Source organism: Corynebacterium sp. MSK310 (genome assembly GCF_030227355.1).
Lineage (GTDB): Bacteria > Actinomycetota > Actinomycetes > Mycobacteriales > Mycobacteriaceae > Corynebacterium > Corynebacterium rhinophilum.
The window spans coordinates 79,579-96,903 of record NZ_JASPFZ010000007.1 but is presented as its reverse complement, the minus strand read 5'-3'; the positions used below and the strand labels follow the sequence as shown (position 1 = coordinate 96,903).

General features: G+C 59.0%; 16 protein-coding genes and 1 tRNA gene. 8 read left to right on the top strand and 9 right to left on the bottom strand.

The window, feature by feature from the left end; genetic code table 11:
• The first annotated feature begins 184 nt into the window (after positions 1-184).
• Together QP891_RS07040 and QP891_RS07035 are read left to right on the top strand one after the other, a co-directional pair.
• A complete protein-coding gene (locus QP891_RS07040) occupies positions 185-493 on the top strand; it encodes a hypothetical protein (protein ID WP_005276065.1) in 309 nt (102 codons plus the stop codon).
• A gap of 349 nt (positions 494-842) precedes the next feature.
• Positions 843-1,445, top strand: a complete 603-nt coding sequence (locus QP891_RS07035) for a hypothetical protein (RefSeq protein WP_284770845.1) — start codon at positions 843-845, stop codon at positions 1,443-1,445.
• Here QP891_RS07035 and QP891_RS07030 read toward each other — a convergent pair.
• From QP891_RS07030 to QP891_RS07020, 3 genes are all read right to left on the bottom strand, one after another.
• The gene (locus QP891_RS07030; RefSeq protein WP_284770844.1) at positions 1,435-2,850 is read right to left on the bottom strand and encodes a phytoene desaturase family protein; all 1,416 of its coding nucleotides are present in this window, start codon (positions 2,848-2,850) and stop codon (positions 1,435-1,437) included. The genes QP891_RS07035 and QP891_RS07030 overlap by 11 nt on opposite strands.
• Positions 2,851-3,156: 306 nt before the next feature.
• The gene (locus tag QP891_RS07025) at positions 3,157-3,804 is read right to left on the bottom strand and encodes a rhomboid family intramembrane serine protease (protein ID WP_284770843.1); all 648 of its coding nucleotides are present in this window, start codon (positions 3,802-3,804) and stop codon (positions 3,157-3,159) included.
• Positions 3,805-3,903: 99 nt separating this feature from the next.
• Positions 3,904-4,434 carry a peptidylprolyl isomerase gene (locus QP891_RS07020; RefSeq protein WP_284770842.1) on the bottom strand — a complete coding sequence of 177 codons (531 nt, stop codon included), beginning with the start codon at positions 4,432-4,434 and terminating at the stop codon, positions 3,904-3,906.
• Between the two features lie 70 nt (positions 4,435-4,504).
• Here QP891_RS07020 and QP891_RS07015 point away from each other — a divergent pair, with 70 nt between their 5' ends.
• On the top strand, positions 4,505-5,170 hold the full coding sequence (locus tag QP891_RS07015) for an HAD family hydrolase (protein WP_284770841.1): 666 nt from the start codon (positions 4,505-4,507) through the stop codon (positions 5,168-5,170).
• On the opposite strand, the gene QP891_RS07010 is transcribed toward QP891_RS07015, so the two are convergent.
• The 3 genes from QP891_RS07010 to QP891_RS07000 form a co-directional block, all read right to left on the bottom strand.
• Positions 5,130-6,767, bottom strand: a complete 1,638-nt coding sequence (locus QP891_RS07010) for a dihydroxyacetone kinase family protein (protein ID WP_284770840.1) — start codon at positions 6,765-6,767, stop codon at positions 5,130-5,132. The genes QP891_RS07015 and QP891_RS07010 overlap by 41 nt on opposite strands.
• 120 nt (positions 6,768-6,887) lie before the next feature.
• Positions 6,888-9,158, bottom strand: a complete 2,271-nt coding sequence (metE, locus tag QP891_RS07005) for a 5-methyltetrahydropteroyltriglutamate--homocysteine S-methyltransferase (RefSeq protein WP_284770839.1) — start codon at positions 9,156-9,158, stop codon at positions 6,888-6,890.
• Complete coding sequence (locus QP891_RS07000) at positions 9,145-10,077, bottom strand: methylenetetrahydrofolate reductase (protein WP_023028040.1); 933 nt, start codon at positions 10,075-10,077, stop codon at positions 9,145-9,147. Before QP891_RS07000 ends, metE begins: the two co-directional genes overlap by 14 nt.
• A gap of 284 nt (positions 10,078-10,361) precedes the next feature.
• Here QP891_RS07000 and QP891_RS06995 point away from each other — a divergent pair, with 284 nt between their 5' ends.
• The 3 genes from QP891_RS06995 (at position 10,362) to QP891_RS06985 (ending at position 11,934) form a co-directional block, all read left to right on the top strand.
• A complete protein-coding gene (locus tag QP891_RS06995) occupies positions 10,362-11,102 on the top strand; it encodes a hypothetical protein (RefSeq protein ID WP_284770838.1) in 741 nt (246 codons plus the stop codon).
• A 119-nt stretch (positions 11,103-11,221) separates the two neighbouring features.
• Positions 11,222-11,425 (top strand): hypothetical protein, encoded by a 204-nt coding sequence (locus QP891_RS06990; protein ID WP_005276046.1) that lies wholly within the window; start codon positions 11,222-11,224, stop codon positions 11,423-11,425.
• A gap of 35 nt (positions 11,426-11,460) precedes the next feature.
• Positions 11,461-11,934, top strand: a complete 474-nt coding sequence (locus QP891_RS06985) for a GNAT family N-acetyltransferase (RefSeq protein ID WP_005276043.1) — start codon at positions 11,461-11,463, stop codon at positions 11,932-11,934.
• Between the two features lie 53 nt (positions 11,935-11,987).
• Here the strand turns inward: QP891_RS06985 and QP891_RS06980 are convergent.
• A tRNA-Ala gene (locus QP891_RS06980) sits at positions 11,988-12,060 on the bottom strand.
• A gap of 168 nt (positions 12,061-12,228) precedes the next feature.
• Here QP891_RS06980 and QP891_RS06975 point away from each other — a divergent pair.
• Together QP891_RS06975 and QP891_RS06970 are read left to right on the top strand one after the other, a co-directional pair.
• Positions 12,229-13,131 (top strand): polysaccharide deacetylase family protein, encoded by a 903-nt coding sequence (locus tag QP891_RS06975; RefSeq protein WP_284770837.1) that lies wholly within the window; start codon positions 12,229-12,231, stop codon positions 13,129-13,131.
• Entirely contained in the window at positions 13,131-13,679 is a 549-nt protein-coding gene (locus tag QP891_RS06970) for a DNA-3-methyladenine glycosylase (RefSeq protein ID WP_284770836.1), read from the top strand. Before QP891_RS06975 ends, QP891_RS06970 begins: the two co-directional genes overlap by 1 nt.
• Here the strand turns inward: QP891_RS06970 and QP891_RS06965 are convergent, their stop codons facing one another.
• Positions 13,680-14,165: a MarR family winged helix-turn-helix transcriptional regulator gene (locus QP891_RS06965; protein WP_005276035.1), complete on the bottom strand. Its 486-nt coding sequence runs from the start codon at positions 14,163-14,165 to the stop codon at positions 13,680-13,682.
• Between the two features lie 90 nt (positions 14,166-14,255).
• Positions 14,256-16,409, bottom strand: coding sequence for a heavy metal translocating P-type ATPase (locus QP891_RS06960; protein WP_284783566.1), 2,154 nt, complete (start codon positions 16,407-16,409; stop codon positions 14,256-14,258).
• Positions 16,410-17,325 lie beyond the last annotated feature (916 nt).

Here is a 17,325-nt window from a genome sequence, read left to right as displayed (position 1 = left end):
TGTGAGATTTTCGAGGACTATCAACTGTGATGCTCAACTTCGTTTAGGCATAGACCCGCACCAGCCACTGGACTACATTGATCTTTAGGAAGTATCGCTTGCCCATGCCACCTCTACCCTCGGCTTCTCTCTAGCAAGCGCGCTACCTACGCCAACCACCGCGTCACGTCAGGAGAACGTAAATATGGATTTAAAACCAGAAACTATTGTTTCTAATATTTTAAGCGATATTGCGGAAGTAAATGATTGGGCCAGCATTGCTGATGCCACCGGCGCTAATGACATAAACTCTTTCTACGCCACCCCTGACGAGGTTTTCACCATCCTCACTGCTGTTAAAAATAGTCCCGATTTGGCCCTCGGAACTGTCACAAATGAGTTCAAGGATTTCCCTGATAGCTGGTCGCCGCGTGATATAACAGACCGGATCTTTGCCTCGTCAGATCCCAACCTCTCGATGATGGATATCTTTATGCGCCCGACCAATGAATGACCTACGGAAGAATAGAGATGAAAACTGACCACGTATCTCCTTTAAGTTACGTAGCCCTTAGCACTGTGGTTGTTGCTTCATGACTAGCCCTATATGTGCATTTTGAGACATATCCATGCTCATTGCCTTGATAATCAGTCTGCTCAACTGGGCCCTCCGGTCTTGTCATCAAGCAGCTACCCTGCAAAAGCGCAGGGATAAATTCGGTGCGATCTACTGTCTAGATGACCACTAAGAGTGCTCTTCCGCGATATCGCGCATGCAATTATTATTGAAGTTATAAACGTTTCATCTCTTTCACCATTCCTCGCCTCGGACATAGCGGGATCCTCATTTCAAGGAGCACTCCATGACCAGTCGTTCGCCCGCACCGCTGCGGCACCGGTCCCAGTACGTTCTCGTGGCCGGCTTAGCCGTCTCGGTGGCCTATGCCGCCGTTCATATCGCGTTTTCTGATCCTGCCCTGATCGAAGGCACCGCCCCCGCGCGCCTGTCCATGCGCAATTACCTTGGCTCGGTACTGGGTTCTGGCATGGTGTGGGCGCTATTTGCCTACCTCATGGGCAAGGCGTGCGCCCACCGGTGGACCACGGCCTTTTTCGCAGGAGCCGGCATACTCCTGCTCATGTTGGCGGTGCACTACGGGTTGCTTTCCGCCTTTGGTATCTACGACTGGCAGACGGCCTTTTTAGCTAATGGCGCGTGGTTCCTCTTTGCCCTTATCGCCGGGCCACTTTTCGGCGTGGCGGGGGCATTTTCCCACAGGTTGGGCTGGCTAGATTACGTTGCCGTGCTCGGTTTCGTGCTGGAGCCGCTGGTTACTGGGCTTATCCCAGGCAATAGTATCGAGCCGCAGATCACGACCACCCCCGGATATCTTGCAGCGGTAACGCTGTGGATGATCGGTGCGGTTTTCCTCTACTGCGAACGCCGGGCTCCCATTAAGGCGTAGCCGCACTTTCAGCGGCCCACCAGCCGGGCATGCCATGGACGCCGGCCCCGGGCGCGGTGGAGCCCGATGCCATGAATATTCCCGGCGCGAGCCGGTGCGGGTGCGCGGAGAGGCGCGGGCGCAGCACGGTCTGCAGCCCGGTCATCGCACCACCGGCGATATCGCCACCCACCAGGTTGGGGTTCCAGCGCTCCAGGTCAGCTGCGCTCGTCGCGCGGGTACCCAAGATGGTGTCGCGAAAACCTGGTGCGAAGCGCTCGATCTGCCGCGCGATGAGGCCTGTCACCTCCCCAGGAAAGCGCTCCTCATAGCCGTGCGGCACGTGCGCATAGGTCCACAGCACCAGCCCGCGGGACGGGTCGGCCACGTACTGTTGACACACCATGACCAGGGGACTTTCGGGCATGCGGCGCTTGCCGATGTCCCTTTCCGCCCCACCAATCTCCTCCACGCTGCCACCCACGTGGACGGTGCCGGCTTGGCCCACGCGGGGATCGGCCCACGGCACGGGTTCGCTTAAGTGAAAATCCACCTTGTACACCGCGCTGCCATAGCGCCACCGCCGCAGGGACCGTCGGGTCCGTGCAGAAAGTTCGAGCCCGCCCAGCCTAAGGATCTGGCGCGGGGTGAGATTGAGGATAAGGGCATCCGCGCGGGGCAGGCTGCGCACATCCGTGATGTCGGCGCCGGTGTAGATGCGGGCGTTGTGGGAGCGGAGGAGGGAGACGAGGGCATCGGCAAGCGCCTGCGTACCGCCTTCCACCACTGGCCAGCCGCGGGTCATGCCGAGCGCGCCAAAGAGCAGGCCGAAAGCGGAGGTAAAAGCCCTGGTAGGCGAGGTAATGGCGTGCACCGCGCTACCGGCGAATAAGGCGCGGGCCTGCGGGGAAGTAAATGCCGCCCGCGCGAGCGCGCTCGCCGGAAGCATGCCCGGCGCGCCGAATTGCGCCAAGCGCACCGGGTGTTCGAGCCAGCGCACCAGCGGGGTGAGCGCGTTGTTCACGTGTGCGTCGATATTGCGCACCATGTGGCCGTGCAGGCGGGTCCACGCCCTGGCATCGGTGTCGAGCCCCGCGGCGGTCTCCTCTAGAGAATTGTGAAGAATGCCCGCCTGCGCGCCCTCCAGTGGATGGGCCATGGGATACGGCGCATGGCGCCAGCGCAGGCCGTGCGATTCCAGATCGAGCGCGCGGAAGGCCGGGCTCGCGATGCCGAAGGGATGACCGGCCGCGCCGAGATCGACGACGGTGCCTGGGAAGATCTCCGTCGACGATGCCGCCGCCCCACCCGGGTGGCTGGCGCGCTCATACACATCCACGCGCCAACCGGCTGTGGCGAGCCGGGCCGCGGCGGTGAGCCCATTGGGTCCTGCGCCGACGATCACAGCGTGCGGTTGTTTATCCACAGTCCTCCTTGTGCAGGTCACTGGCACCAATCTACCTATTCGCCCACACGATGGGTACAAAGTTATCCACAGGCTGTGGAAGAAACCTGTGGAATACTTATTTCACAGACTTATCCCCACCCTGTGGATAAGTGTTTTCACGGGCTTCCACAGGTGATTCTTCGGCCGCCGATACCGCTATAACCTGTGTGATCAGGGAAAACTCCGGAAAAGCGTTCGGTAAATTACAAGAATGTGGTTATCCACAATGTGGATAACTATTGTGGATTTCTTTCGCACACCCATTCCGGTGATCAAATTCCACAGTTATCCCCAAACCCCAGCTCGCAGGGCCAATAACACAATGATGACCGCAGCGGTGAAAGCGACACCCGCCCAGCGCACGGATTTATTTCGATGGAAGAGGAACAAGCTCAAGATGATGCCGGTGCACAAGCCGCCAAGGTGGCCCCACAGGGAGACCCCCTCTGCGACGAAGGTATAGCCCACATTGACCAACAACAGGACGATGGGCGCGCGCAGATCCATCCCGCGTTGCCGGAAGGCGCCCACCAGCATGCCCATCAGCGCAAAGATCGCCCCGGAGGCCCCTACCGTGGGAGTGCCAAAATCAAACCACAGCACCATGGCGGAAGCGCCCAGACAAGAAACCAGGTACGCGGCGATGTATAGCCGAGTATCGAGGGCGCGCTCTACTTCCCTACCTATAAGCAGGAGCACCACCATGTTGACCGCGAGGTGCCCGCCGTCCAAGTGCATGAATTCCGAGGACAGCGCCGTAAGCGGCGCATCGGCGTACTGCGGCCCCCACAGGGCCCAGTCTTGGCTGAGCGTGGAGAGAAAGAAGGTCTCGCCCAATGTGCGAGCTTGTACCGCGGTAATTGACCACGCGATGATGCAGATCGCGGCAATGGTCGAGGTAACGGGGGCGGTTCGCAAATAATTTTTCACCATGGTGTGAAAGCTGACCCTTTGTTGGCATTCGGATAAAAACTAAACGAACCCGGCACCACAGGAAAGAGTGTGGTGCCGGGCGCGGAGCGAAGAAAACGCTTAGGCGATATCGATGGACTCGATGACAACGTCCTCGTGCGGACGGTCCATGCGGTCGGTGTCGACCTTGCCAATCTTGGAGACGACTTCCTGCGAAGCCGGGTCCGTAACCTCACCGAAGATGGTGTGGTGGTTATTCAGGTGCGGGGTCGGCGCCACGGTGATGAAGAACTGGGAACCGTTGGTGCCTGGGCCGGCATTGGCCATGGCCAGCAGGAATGGACGGTCGAACTGCAGCTCTGGGTGGAACTCGTCCTGGAACTGGTAGCCCGGGCCACCGCGGCCGGTGCCGGTGGGGTCGCCGCCCTGAATCATGAAGTTATCGATGATGCGGTGGAAGATGGCGCCATCGTAGAACGGGCCGGACTGCTCGCCCTTTGCGTTCTGGGTGGAGTAGTCCTTTTCGCCCTTGGCCAAACCGATGAAGTTTTCAACGGTTACCGGTGCGTGGTTACCGAAGAGATCGATAACAATATCGCCGTAGTTGGTATGCATCGTTGCAGTTGCGGTCTTCTGAGTCATGCCAACCATTGTAAAGAATTTACTTCCTCTCCGCTGTGCAAGACATAACGCTCTCAGCGATCGCGCTATCGTTATCCTTATGATTCGCGCGTTGCTCTTCGATCTCGATGACACCCTGATGGATCACACCGCCGCAGCGCGGGCCGGCGTGGATGAATGGTGCCGGCAGCGCGGGCTAAATACTGGGCAGCACCAGCGTTTTGCCGCCATTGAACGCAAGTGGTTTACCGCCTATGAGCGCGGCGAGGTCTCCCACCAAGGCCAGCGCATCGCCCGTTGCCGCGAATTTTTGGGCGAGGACATGGACGATGCCGCAGCCCTTGCCGCCTACGACGGCTACTTGGCCGCCTACCAGAGCCAGTGGCGCGCCTTTGCCGATGCCCGGCCCACCCTCGAGTGGGCGCTCGCATCCGGCTTCCGGGTAGGCATCCTCACCAATGGCCAGCGCGAGATGCAGCAGGCAAAACTGGAGGCGGGAGGCCTCGCGCTTGCCGATGTCCCCCTTATCCCCACCGTCGAACTCGGCTACCCCAAACCGCAGCGCCAGGCCTACCTAGCCGCCTGCGAACGGCTCGATGTCACGCCCGCGGAAACGCTCATGGTGGGCGATTCACTGGAAAATGACGTACTCGGTGCGCGCAGGGCAGGCCTGCGCGCTATGCACCTCGACAGGTCCGCAAAGGGAGAGGGCGATGTGTCTTGCCTTAGTCAGCTGACAAGGCTTGTCCCCCAAATAGCCAGCTAACCACGAGAGCACCGGGATCAATGACTCCCTTGCTGCGATCGCCCAGATAGGACGCGCGCCCCTTCTTGGCGGCGATCTTTCCGGTTTCTTCCACACCCTCCCGCGCGGCCTCGTATAGGGCCTGGAGCGTTTGCTCGTCTGGGCGCTCCGCGCCGATTTCTTGCGCCTTCTCCGCGGCCGGAATGAGCGCATCGAGCATGGTGCAATCCCCGCGCTGCGCGCCGCCCAGTTCTTGAATGAACTCTGCCGCGCTGCTCAAACCTTCCGCTAAGGTCTCCGCGCGGGCCATGTCGTTGAAAAAGCTGCCGAAAACCGCGCCCGAGGTTCCGCCCGCCAGGACAAGGAAGCGCTTGGCCAGTCCGGTGAAAATCTCATCATCCGAGCCGCGCAGCGGCAGTTCAATGCTTTCAAGCGCCGCCTCCATATTGGTACCGAAGTCCCCATCGCCGGCCTTGCGGTCAAGCTCGGTCAACTCCTCGATGGAGGATTGCACGCGGCCGACGAAGTCACTCAACCACTGGTTTTCTGCGCCTTCGCTGGGCAATTCATCCTCAAAGGTAATCCGCGCCGATTCCACCTGCTTGGCACTGCCCAAGGTATGCGGCCAGGCGGGGGCTGAAGTTGGGGCATCGATAAGCTCGAGCAGCTCATCGTCCGCCTTGAGCAGCGTGATGGATACGCCGTGCATATTGACCGCGGTGACGTAGTTGCCCACCATGGAGCGCACTACCGTAATTCCCTTCTCCGCTAGCTGCGCGGAAGCCTCGCCGAAGACCAGGCTCAGCTCCAAAGGCGTGGTGCCTCCCAAACCATTGACTAGGCACACCACCTCATCGCCGCTGTTGATATCAAGGGCAGCACCCAGATTTTCCAGCACGGTGGCGACGATGCCGTGGGCATTATCAACCTTTTCCGTGTGCGTGCCCGGCTCGCCGTGGATGCCCACGCCGACTTCCATATGCCCGTCGTCCAAATCAAAGGTATCGCGCCCCGTGGTGGGCAAAAAGCCGGATCCCAGTGCCACGGACATGCTGCGGGATTGATCGGCGGTCCGTTTCGCAAGCTCGGTGACCTTATCCAAGTCATCGCCGCGGTACGCCGCGGCACCGGCCACCTTTTCCACCAGGATCGTGGCACCCGTACCGCGCCTGCCAGGGCCCTCGCCGGTGCCTTCGGTAGCAATATCATCGGCGACTAAGACTGAACGAGTATCTACGGCCTCTGCAGCATTGCGCGCCACGGTGAAGTTCATGACATCACCGGTGTAGTTCTTCACAATGTGCAGCACTCCCCTGCCCTGGTCGGCCCACTGCGTGGCTTCGCTGACCTGGACCGCGTTCGGGGAGGTAAAGAGCAGGCCCGGGCAGGCTGCGGCGAGCATGCCTTGCCCAATGAAGCCGGCGTGCATGGGCTCGTGGCCGGATCCGCCACCGGAGATGACCGCAACCGCCGGTTTATCATCGGCCGTGCGCAGCGGGGTGGTGCGCCCAATGAAGCCCGCATCGTGCCAGGTGGCATCGGGATGCTGGGCAATGAAACCGGCCAGGGAATCAGACAGGAAGGATTCTTGGCTATTGCGAAATGCTGAGTGCTTCATGGCGCCCACGGTAATCCGGTTCCGGCCATAGCGTCGCGGGTGGGTACAAGATCACGAAAACGCTATGCAGACCGGCTGCATAGCGTTTTCTTTAAGAACCTAGAATTTCTCAGGTTCTATTTAGAGGGCGTTGCGCACCACATCGCGGGCTTCCACCATGTTGCGCAGGGAGGTTTCGGTCTCCTCGTAACCACGGGTCTTCAGACCGCAGTCCGGGTTAACCCACAGGCGATCCAGCGGAACGTTCTTGAGTGCGGCGCGGATAAGCTCTGCCATTTCCTCCACGGAAGGCACGCGTGGGGAGTGGATATCGTAGATGCCAGGTCCAATCTCAGAGTGGAAGGTCTCATCGATATCCTCCAGCAGCTCCATGCGGGAGCGTGCTGCCTCAATGGAGGTGACGTCTGCATCCAGGCCGGCGACGGCGTCGATGATCTGGCCGAACTCCGAGTAGCACAGGTGGGTGTGGATTTGGGTGGTGGGCTTGGCTTCGAGGGCTACCAGGCGGAAGGAACGCACTGCCCAGTCGAGGTAGGCCTTGCGGTCCTGCTCGCGCAGGGGCAGCAGCTCGCGCAGGGCCGGCTCGTCGATCTGGATGATGTCGATGCCGGCTTCCTCCAGGTCGCGGACCTCGTCTGCCAAAGCCACGCCCAGCTGGTCCGCGGATACGGACTGGTGCACGTCATCGCGGACGAAGGACCACGCCAGGATGGTGACCGGGCCGGTCAGCATGCCCTTGACGTGCTTTTCCGAAAGCGACTGTGCAAACTTCGACCACTCAGTGGTCATGGCAGCCGGGCGGGAGATGTCACCCACAACGATTGGCGGACGGGTGCAGCGGGAACCGTAGGACTGTACCCAGCCGTTTTCGGTGGTGACGAAGCCATCGAGCAGCTCCGCGAAGTACTGCACCATGTCATTGCGCTCTGGCTCGCCGTGGACCAGGACGTCCAGGCCGAGGCGCTCCTGCAGTTCGATGACGGACTTAACCTCGTCCTTGAGGGCGGAGTTGTAGTCAGCATCAGAAAGCTCGCCCTTGCGGTGCGCGGCACGCGCCTGGCGGATTTCCTTGGTCTGCGGGAAGGAACCGATGGTGGTGGTCGGCAGCTCGGACAGGCCGAGCTCCTTCTGTGCTTCCTTGCGCTCGTTGAAGGCCGGCTCGCGCTTGACCTCGCCTTCCGGCAGCTGGGAGATGCGCTCTTGCACGGCGGCGTTGTTGATGCGCTCGGACTCGGCGCGGGTACGAACAGCGCGGTCGCTGACGCTGTAAGCCTCTTCGGCTGCCTCTGGGCCTTGTACCAGGGCGACGACTTCCTTGACCTTTTCATTGGCGAAGGAGAACCATGGGGCGACATCGGCAGGCAGCTTGGATTCTGCCTCGACGGAGTGCGGCACGTGCTGCAAGGACACGGAGGTGGATACGGACAGCTCATCGATGCTGCCGGCCAGGTCCTCGTACTTGGAGCGCAGGTCGCGCAGGTTGGCGGCCCAGACATTGCGGCCATCGACAAGGCCGGCAACGACGTGGGTGTTCAGGCTCTTCACGCGCTCGAGGTAGCCCTCATCTAGGGCCAGGGTGCCGACAGAAAGGTCAACCTGAACGGCCTCTGGCTTGAGCTCTGCGATGACATCGAGGCCCTTGCGCGCAGAGCCGTACGGGGTGGTCAGGTAGACCTGTGGGCGCTCTTCTGCACCCAGGATGGCGGAGTAAGCCTGCTTGGTATATGCAGCCAAGTCCTCATCGCTAGCGTTGGTCAGGTCTGCAACGAGGGCAGGTTCTGCCAACTGGATCCACTCCACGCCGGCCTTGTGCAGCTCCGCCAGGACCTCTTGGTAGGCGGCAACGGCATCATCTAGGCGCTCAAGCGGGGCCTTGGCAGCACCCTCGGCCTGCTTGGACAGGGCCAACAGGGTGACCGGGCCAACGAGGTACGGGCGCACGGTGTGGCCTGCTTCGCGGGCTTCTTCTACCAGCTTGATAATGCGCTGTGGGTGTGCCTTAAAAGCGTGGTCATCAGCAATTTCCGGCACGATGTAGTGGTAGTTGGTGTCGAACCACTTGGTCATCTCCAGCGGCGCGGTGTCCTTATTACCGCGGGCCAGGGTGAACTCATCATCCAGGGTTTCACCGGCAACGGCACCGACGGTCAGTGCGGTTTCGAGAACCTGGTCGTAGTAAGCGACGTCTGCCGGGATGGCGTAGTCCTCGGTCAGACCGAGGTCGCGCAGGCGGTTGTAGGTATCCAGGCGCAGCGAGTGTGCGGCGGACTCGAAGGTCTCCGCATCGATGCGGCCCGCCCAGTAGGACTCGAGCGCGCGCTTCAACTCGCGGTTGGCGCCAATACGGGGATAGCCCTCAATTGTCGCCTTGGGGAAATTAGCGTTGGTCATTGTCTACTCCGATTCGGGTTAGTAGGTCGTGAGTATTGTCGGGGTTGTTGTGGGTATATATATGGAGCCCGCTCGCCCCACCAGCCACGATGTCGCGGGCTAGTTCGGCGGTCAGTTCCATGCCGGTTTCGTATTCTTCTTCTGGGGTTGTCGCTGCCGCGAGCGCCGACCGCACCCTTTCGGGCACGGCGAGCCCGGACAGCTCTCCCATTCGCTCCACCCGGCGCAGGCTGGTCATGGGCATGATTCCCGGAATAAGGGGAATATGCACCCCGGCCAGTTGGGCCTTTTTGGTAAAGCGCAGGTAATCCTGGGCATCGAAGAATAGCTGGGTAATGGCGAAGTCCGCGCCGAGGCGTTGCTTTTTGAGCAAGACGTCAAAATCTTCATCTTCGTTTTTAGATTCAACGTGCCCGCTGGGATAGCACGCGACTCCGACGGCCAGGCGGCCAGCGGCGAACCGCGCGGCTTGTTGCCTTTCCAATTGCCGGATGAGGCTTATCAATTCATCGGCATGCTGCGGATAGTACTCCGGCAAGCCTTCCTCTGGCAGGTCCCCGCGCAGGGCCAGCAGGCCACGGACACCGGCATCGACCAAGCGGTTGGTCCAACCGATTAGTTCCGTGCGCGAACCAGCCGTACAGGCCAAGTGCGCAAGCGGGCGCATCGAGGTGGTGCGCGAAATCCGCTCGATAAAGGCCGTCGTCCCTTCGAGCCAACCGGACCGTTTGGAACTTGTCACCGCAATATAATCCGGGTGGTAGCTTTCCAAGGTTTCCAGCAAACGGTCGATTTTGGCTTCATCGGCGTCATGGCGCGGTGGAATTACCTCGAAAGATAGGGCCAAACGCTCCGGCACCATCAGTTCTTCTTCACTCATGGAATCCAATGGTGCTGACGCCGAAAATCGCGGGCTCATAGTCACCTCCTTTTCCCGATCTCAATTGCTGTCTGGAGGAAAACGTACCAAGCTGTTCAGTTTGCGGGGTAGCGCGACGCTAATGGTATTACCTTTGCAGGCCCATAAACAGCGCGGTTAGCCAAAATCGACGTGAATATTAATCCTCCATTCTGAACCAAGCGGTCTATTTTATGGGTGCTTCCACCCCTGAATCCCCCGCCAAAACAGTGGTGGGGTGTCAGGCTGACCACTATGCTGGATGGAAAAGACAAATAAATCTCATCTAAGGAGCACCTGCACCAATGAACCCCACCGTAGTGAAAATGGCGTTCAAGACCGGTTCCAATATGTGGAAGCAATTGCGCGATTACCGGCAAGAAAAGTCCCGCGAAACTTATACCGCCCTCGAAGAGGCTGCCCAACAGATGCAAAAGGAAGACAATAGCGCCTTCGATGAGGCCCGCAAGCAGGCAGGCGCCGTTACCCAGGCCGCGCACTCCCGCCTCGAGCGCGCACTAGAGGACTTCAATAACTACCGCGAAGACGCCGTCGAGCGTTTCGATGAGGCCAAAAAGGAAGCCACCAAGAAGGCAAAAAAGGCCCGCAAGCAGGCCAAGAAGAAGGCCACCAAGGCTGCAAAGAAGCAGACCAAGAAGAACAAGACGTCTTCCAAGTTCTGGACTGTTGCCGGAATCATTGCCCTGCTCGCCGCGGCAACCGGTGCGATTTACGCTTGGCTGCGCTCCAATGACAAGCCTTCTCAGACCCCACCGCGCGTAGATGACTACCGCGGTAACACCCAAAACACAGCCCCAGAATCTACCTTGGTCTACACCTCCACTAGCGAAGCTAAGCCCGAAAACGATTCGGACCTCGCTGAAGAGGGTGCCGTGCGCGATGAAGAGCTCTTGGGTTCCATCGATGAACAGCTGGCCAAGCACCGCGAGGAAGAAGAGGCCGCCGCAGAGGAGGCAGACACCAGCCGGATCACGGATGACCACCAAAGTGAGGGCAAGCACCGCCTGCAATCTGACGAGCAGTAGTTCCTCTCGCACCCCCGCCGTGGGGGTGCACTAGGCGTTGCCTAGATCTCATTGCTTTGCCTATTCAAAAATCTCCTGCTTGAATTCACCCATTAAGGCTTTCTACAAGGAGATAAACAATGAGCTTTGAGTCTCTCACCGTCAAGCTCAAAGACGGTTCAACGTACTATTTCCCCGCAGGCCCAGTAACCGATGATCCCTCCCCGCGCGTGGATAACCTCCGCTTTGCCATAGATAACGGCGCTACCTTCCGCTCCGTTGACGAATCCGGTGAAATGCGCGAGTTCAACGGCGCGGACGTGCATAACTATCACTTGGCTTAACTAGCCCGGCGGATTCTTCATATATCCTGGGGATTATGGAAATTCGCGCGACACAAGAATCCGATCGCACTTATATAGCTCGCCTCAACTTCCTGACCGATACCTTCGGTGATGAACGAGGCGAGCTTTCTTCCGGTTTTGCCGATGATTTTTCCTTTTACGTGGAAAATTGGGAGCCCAACCAGGGAGGTTTCATCGCTTGGGAGGACCTCGTGCCCGCCGGCGGGGTGTGGCTCAATTGGGGTACCGAGGACAATCACGGTTACGGGTTCGTGGAACCGGCCATCCCAGAATTTGCCATCGCGGTAGAAAGCCGCTTTGCGGGCCAGGGCATTGCCACCGCGCTTATCGATGCCGCCATTTCCCTCGCCCAGACCCTCAAAGCGCCCGGTATTTCCCTGGCCGTCCACCCCGATAATCCGCGTGCGCAGGGGCTTTATGAACGCTTGGGCTTCGAGCATGTAGGTGTGTACGCCGAGCATTACATCATGGTCAAGCGCTTTTTATAACCCTATACATGACCAAAGTCCGGATTCTTTAACCAGAATCCGGACTTTTCCTGTGGAGCATAGGAGAATCGAACTCCTGACCTTCTGCTTGCAAAGCAGATGCTCTACCAATTGAGCTAATGCCCCAGTGGCTTGTACTCTACTACTGTAGCCGCTCATTCCAAAAATGCCGAAGACACCGCGGCACACTGATTTACTTCTATCACATTTATCACACGCGTTTAATCCATAATTACCTTCGCAGTGGAGTAGGCTGGCTAATCGTGCCCATCTGTCCTCGTTCCTAGGAAAAGTATGCGTCGTCTTCTTACCTCCGCACTCACCGTGCTCGCTACTGCCGCCCTTCCCGCCTGCGCCAATGCGCAATTCCTCGAAGGCACCCCGAAAGTAGCTGGGTCCTCAGAACCAAATATCCAATCCGCGGTTTCTGAGATTCAGACCGATATTCAAAGTCGCATCGACAGCACCCGCGCGCAGGCACAGGATCTTGTTTCCTCGGTAGCGCCACAAGACGAGCCGCAGAATGAGGCTGCACCCGCACCGGATCCCCAAGCTGGGGCCGCACCGCAACCAGCCCCGCAGCCACAGGGCAACGGCGTCGATTGCCCGAATTGCGTGGCCCTTACCTTTGACGATGGCCCAAGTCCTTATACCAACCAGCTCCTGGATACCTTTAAGGCAAAAAACGCTCACGCCAGCTTCATGGTGCTAGCGGATCACGCCTACCAATACCCCGAGGCGCTCCAGCGCATGCAGGCAGAAGGTCACACCATTGGCAATCACACCAAGACCCATCGCCAGCTCAACCAGTTAGCTTACGGCGATATTGCCCAAGATATCGACGCCGGCAACGCGGCGATCCGCAATGCCACCGGGCAGGATCCAAAGTGGCTGCGCCCGCCCTACGGTGCCACCAATGAGACGGTTGACCAGGTAGCCAGGGATAAGGGCTTGTCGCAGGCCCTATGGAACGTAGATACCTTGGATTGGAAGATCCGCGACTCGCAGCACGTCTGCAATGCCGCCGTCCAAGATGCTAACCCAGGCTCCATCGTCTTGATGCACGATATTCACCCGACCACCGTCAATGCGGCCGAGTGCGTTATCGACGGCCTGCGCGCCAAGGGCTTGGAACCGGTCAGCCTCGATGAACTGCTGCGTACCCCGGTAGACGGAAAACGCTACTACTCCCGTTAATGATTGACTTTTCCCACACTGCTGATGTCGTAGCCCCGCAACTCCTTGGCTGCGTCATCACGCACGCAGGGGTGAGCATTCGCCTTACGGAGGTCGAGGCCTATTTGGGCACGGACGATGCCGCCGCCCATACCTTTCGTGGGAAAACCCCGCGCAATGCCGCCATGTTCGGCCCACCCGGCCGGCTGTACGTGTATGCCTCTTACGGCATCCACCGCAATGTCAATATCGTGTGCGCGCCCGAAGGCGTGGGCCAAGGGTGCCTACTGCGCGGCGGTGAGGTGCTATCTGGGATCGATACCGCCTTTGCACGACGCGGCACCAGCGATTTTCATAACCTAGCCCGCGGCCCCGGGAACCTCGGAAAAGCTCTGGGAGCAACGCTGGAGGATAACCACCTGCCAGTGCAGCTTTCTGAGCGCGAGTCTGCACCGGAATGGGTGCGCGGCCCGCGAATTGGTATTTCCAAAAACCAGGAAGCGGCCCTGCGGTTTTGGATTCCCTTTGATAAGACCGTCTCCGTCCGCCGCGGCTATCCCAAAAAGTGATTAATAGCGGCCGCCATAGCGCTCATCGGCTTCGATGGCTTTGATGATACGCTCATTAATTTGGGTCATCTGATGAATCTGCGCGCGGGTCAGATTATCGATAACGGATCGGCGGGCCTGCTTGGCGTGGCCCGGGGCGGTTTCTACTACCTTGTCCCAGCCGCTATCGGTAAGGTGCGCCATCGTCGTCCGCCCATCATTGGGGCAAGGACGCCGCACGACCCAGCCCTGGCGCTCCAGGCGGGTGACAACTTGGCTCAGGCGGGACAGGGAGCCATTTGCGGTAATCGCAAGATCCCGCATGCGCATCTCATGGTTCTCGGCCTCTGATAGCCGTGAGAGCACCGTATATTCAAAGAAGCTTAGCTTGGCGTCATCGCGGAGCTGCGCGTCCAGAATATTGGTGAGCCGGACATTCACGCTCATCAGGGACATGAATGCTGCTAGTTCATCCTCTTCAAGCCAAAAGTCGTCCCGCTCGGTCATGAGGATTATTTTAGCAACTGGACTTCAATTCTAAAATAATCCCAAGTATCCGGAGCCCCGTACCACTTATTCGAGCTTGGTCTCCTCCACCTAGTGGCTGGTGGGTGCCAAGCGTGCTGGGTCCAGTTCAATTCGGCGTAATAACTGCGCGTTGAATGCCACCACGATGGTCGATAGCGACATCAATACCGCACCGGCCGCCGGGGAGAGCACGACACCGATGGGTGCGAGTACGCCTGCCGCCAAGGGCACGGCAATGATGTTGTAGCCAGATGCCCAAATTAGGTTTTGGATCATCTTGCGGTAGCTAGCGCGCGACAAGCTCATCATTGAAAGCACCGACCGCGGATCATCGCTGGCGAGCACCACCTCGGCGGATTCCATGGCGACATCGGTGCCGGCGCCAATGGCGATGCCGACTTCCGCGCGGGCCAAGGCTGGGGCGTCGTTGACGCCATCGCCAACCATGGCCACTGCCAGGCCGCGCTCTTGTAATTCGGTGACCTTGGAGTCCTTGTCCTGCGGCAGGACTTCGGCAAAAACCTCGTCAATACCCAGTTCTTCGCCAACGGCCTCGGCGACCTGCGTGGCATCGCCAGTAATCATCGCAACCTTGACGCCCTGCTCTTGGAGGGCCTGTACGGCCGCGCGGGATTCGGGACGAATCTTATCTTCAACCGCGAGAGCACCGATGATCTGACCATCGCGCACGACGTGCAGGACACCCGCGCCGCGTTGGGACCACTCCTCAACCTGCGCATCGAAAACCCCAGGGGTGGCAAGCTCTAGCTCGCGCAGCATATTCGGTCCACCGACGAGGACCTCTGCCCCATCGACGGTGGCCTGGATTCCACGACCGGCGGCAGCACTGAAATCGGAGCTGTGCAGCTGCTCCTGGGATGCTTCCGCGTGGTCTTCGGCTGCCTTGACGATGGCGCGGGCCAACGGGTGTTCACTATCGGCCTCGGCCGCGGCGGCCACTGCTAGCAGCTGCCCCTCGCTGATGCCCTCAACGGTTGCGACACCGGTGACCGCGTGCGCACCTTCGGTCAGGGTGCCGGTCTTATCGAAGAGGACGGCGTCGATAGTGCGCATGCGCTCCAACGCCATACGTTCCTTGATGAGTACTCCAGACTGTGCGGCCTGCTCGGTAGAGATCGCAATGACCAGTGGGATAGCCAAACCGAGGGCGTGGGGGCAAGCGATGACGAGCACGGTGACGGTGCGCACCACGGCGTCGCTTGGGCTACCGATAATGGACCAGACCACCGCGGTAATGAAGGCTGCGCTCAGCGCGAACCAGAAGAGCAACGCTGCGGCGCGATCGGCAAGGGCTTGGGCGCGGGAGGAAGATTCCTGCGCCTCGGCGACCATGCTTTGAATACCACCCAGGGCCGTATCCCCACCGATGGCCTCTACCTGGACGCGGACGGTGTTGTCTGTAGCTACCGTACCGGCGACCACGCGCTCACCTTTATCGCGGAAGACGGGCCGGGATTCACCGGTGATCATGGATTCATCGAACTCGGCTGAGCCTTCAACAATGGTGCCATCGGCAGGCGCCCGCGCCCCAGCGCGAACCAGTACTATGTCATCCACCGCCAGCTCAGAGACTGGCACGGTGTGGGTCTGCCCATCGATGATCTTCTCAGCCTCGTCAGGCAAAAGTTCTGCCAAGGCATCCAAAGCGGAGGAGGCCGCGCCGAGTGCACGCATCTCCAACCAGTGGCCCAGCAGCATAATGACGACCAAGAGGGCCAGCTCCCACCAGAAATCTAGGTCGAATCCTCCAATACCCAAGGTGGTGACCCATGAGGCAACGAACGCCACGGTAATGGCCATGGCGATAAGCAGCATCATCCCGGGCTGGCGGGATTTCAGTTCCGACCAGCCGCCTTGCAGGAACGGCGTGCCGCCATAAATGAAGATGATGGTGCCGAGCACCGGGGGAATCCAGGATGAACCAGTGAATTCGGGTACGCCGTAGCCGAGCAATTCTGCGACCATAGGGCTGAAGATGACGACCGGTACCGATAGCAGCAGCGACCACCAGAAGCGGCTGCGGAACATCGCCGCGTGCTCCCCGTGTCCGTGTCCGTGGCCGTGCTCGTGACCGTGACCGTGACCGTGATGGTCACCGTGGGAGTGTTCTTCGTGACCGCCATGATCTGTGTGTTGCGTATGGTCCGCTTCCGCGGCCTGGTGAGCACCGGAATGCTCACCGTGTTGGTGAGAAGTACTCATGAAGTTCCTTTCTTCTCCTCCTTGCACCATGAGGAGTCCTAGCTTCGGTGGAACACAGTGATGGTTACTCTCCCCACCATATACCCCGGGGAGGTATATTTTACAAGAACGGAAGGAGCCATTTTCGCATGAGAGGTGAAGTGGAACTACCGAAAAGTCCTTTCAGCTTAAACGACAGAAAGTGTTGCTGAGGTTGTCTCGTGAAATGTCCTAGGTTTGCTCCGTTTGAGTAGATGAGAAAATCTAACGCGCTTCAGGTGGCGTCATAAGGGACTACGTGCCCACAGTCTTTATTGGGCAAAAGATCCCACGCCTAGCAGATTTCAATAAAGCAGCGGAACCCGCTTGGTTAACTTTTAACAGAGCTTTACAAGAATTTCGATAAAGGGAAATCCTTATTGCTCCAGATTCTTTCCTTGGCGCGCTCAATTAAATCTTTATAGTAACTCAAACCCTCCGACGGCCTGTGCCTTTGCACTTGCAATTTCCTCTTCGCCAACCTAAACAATTTTGCCTAGTTCGAAAAAGTCTGCTTTAAGTACCGGATAGTCCCCAGCAAATGTGTCGGAACAATTGAATCAGCGCCAATGTCACAAATAGAAGGCAACCATACATAACGATGGTGGCCGGACTCATATCCCAAAACAGTTATCCATTTTAGGGCCTTAACGCTGAGAGCGGGGGCGATCTCGAAATGAGAAGGGGTCGAGTCTGTCGGAATGGTGCATCTGTGCCTTCTGCATCTCTGAACCAGTGACAGTGCCAGGCTCGGTTTTTGGGTCCGGCTCGGAGAAGGTGTTGGTTCATTAGGAGGTGCCTCGCCAAACACCTATAATCCCGAACCCACACACAAACCATTAGACACTCTCTTTTGGGTGTCCGCAGCGCACCTCCCCGGCACATAGTCGGACAGAAG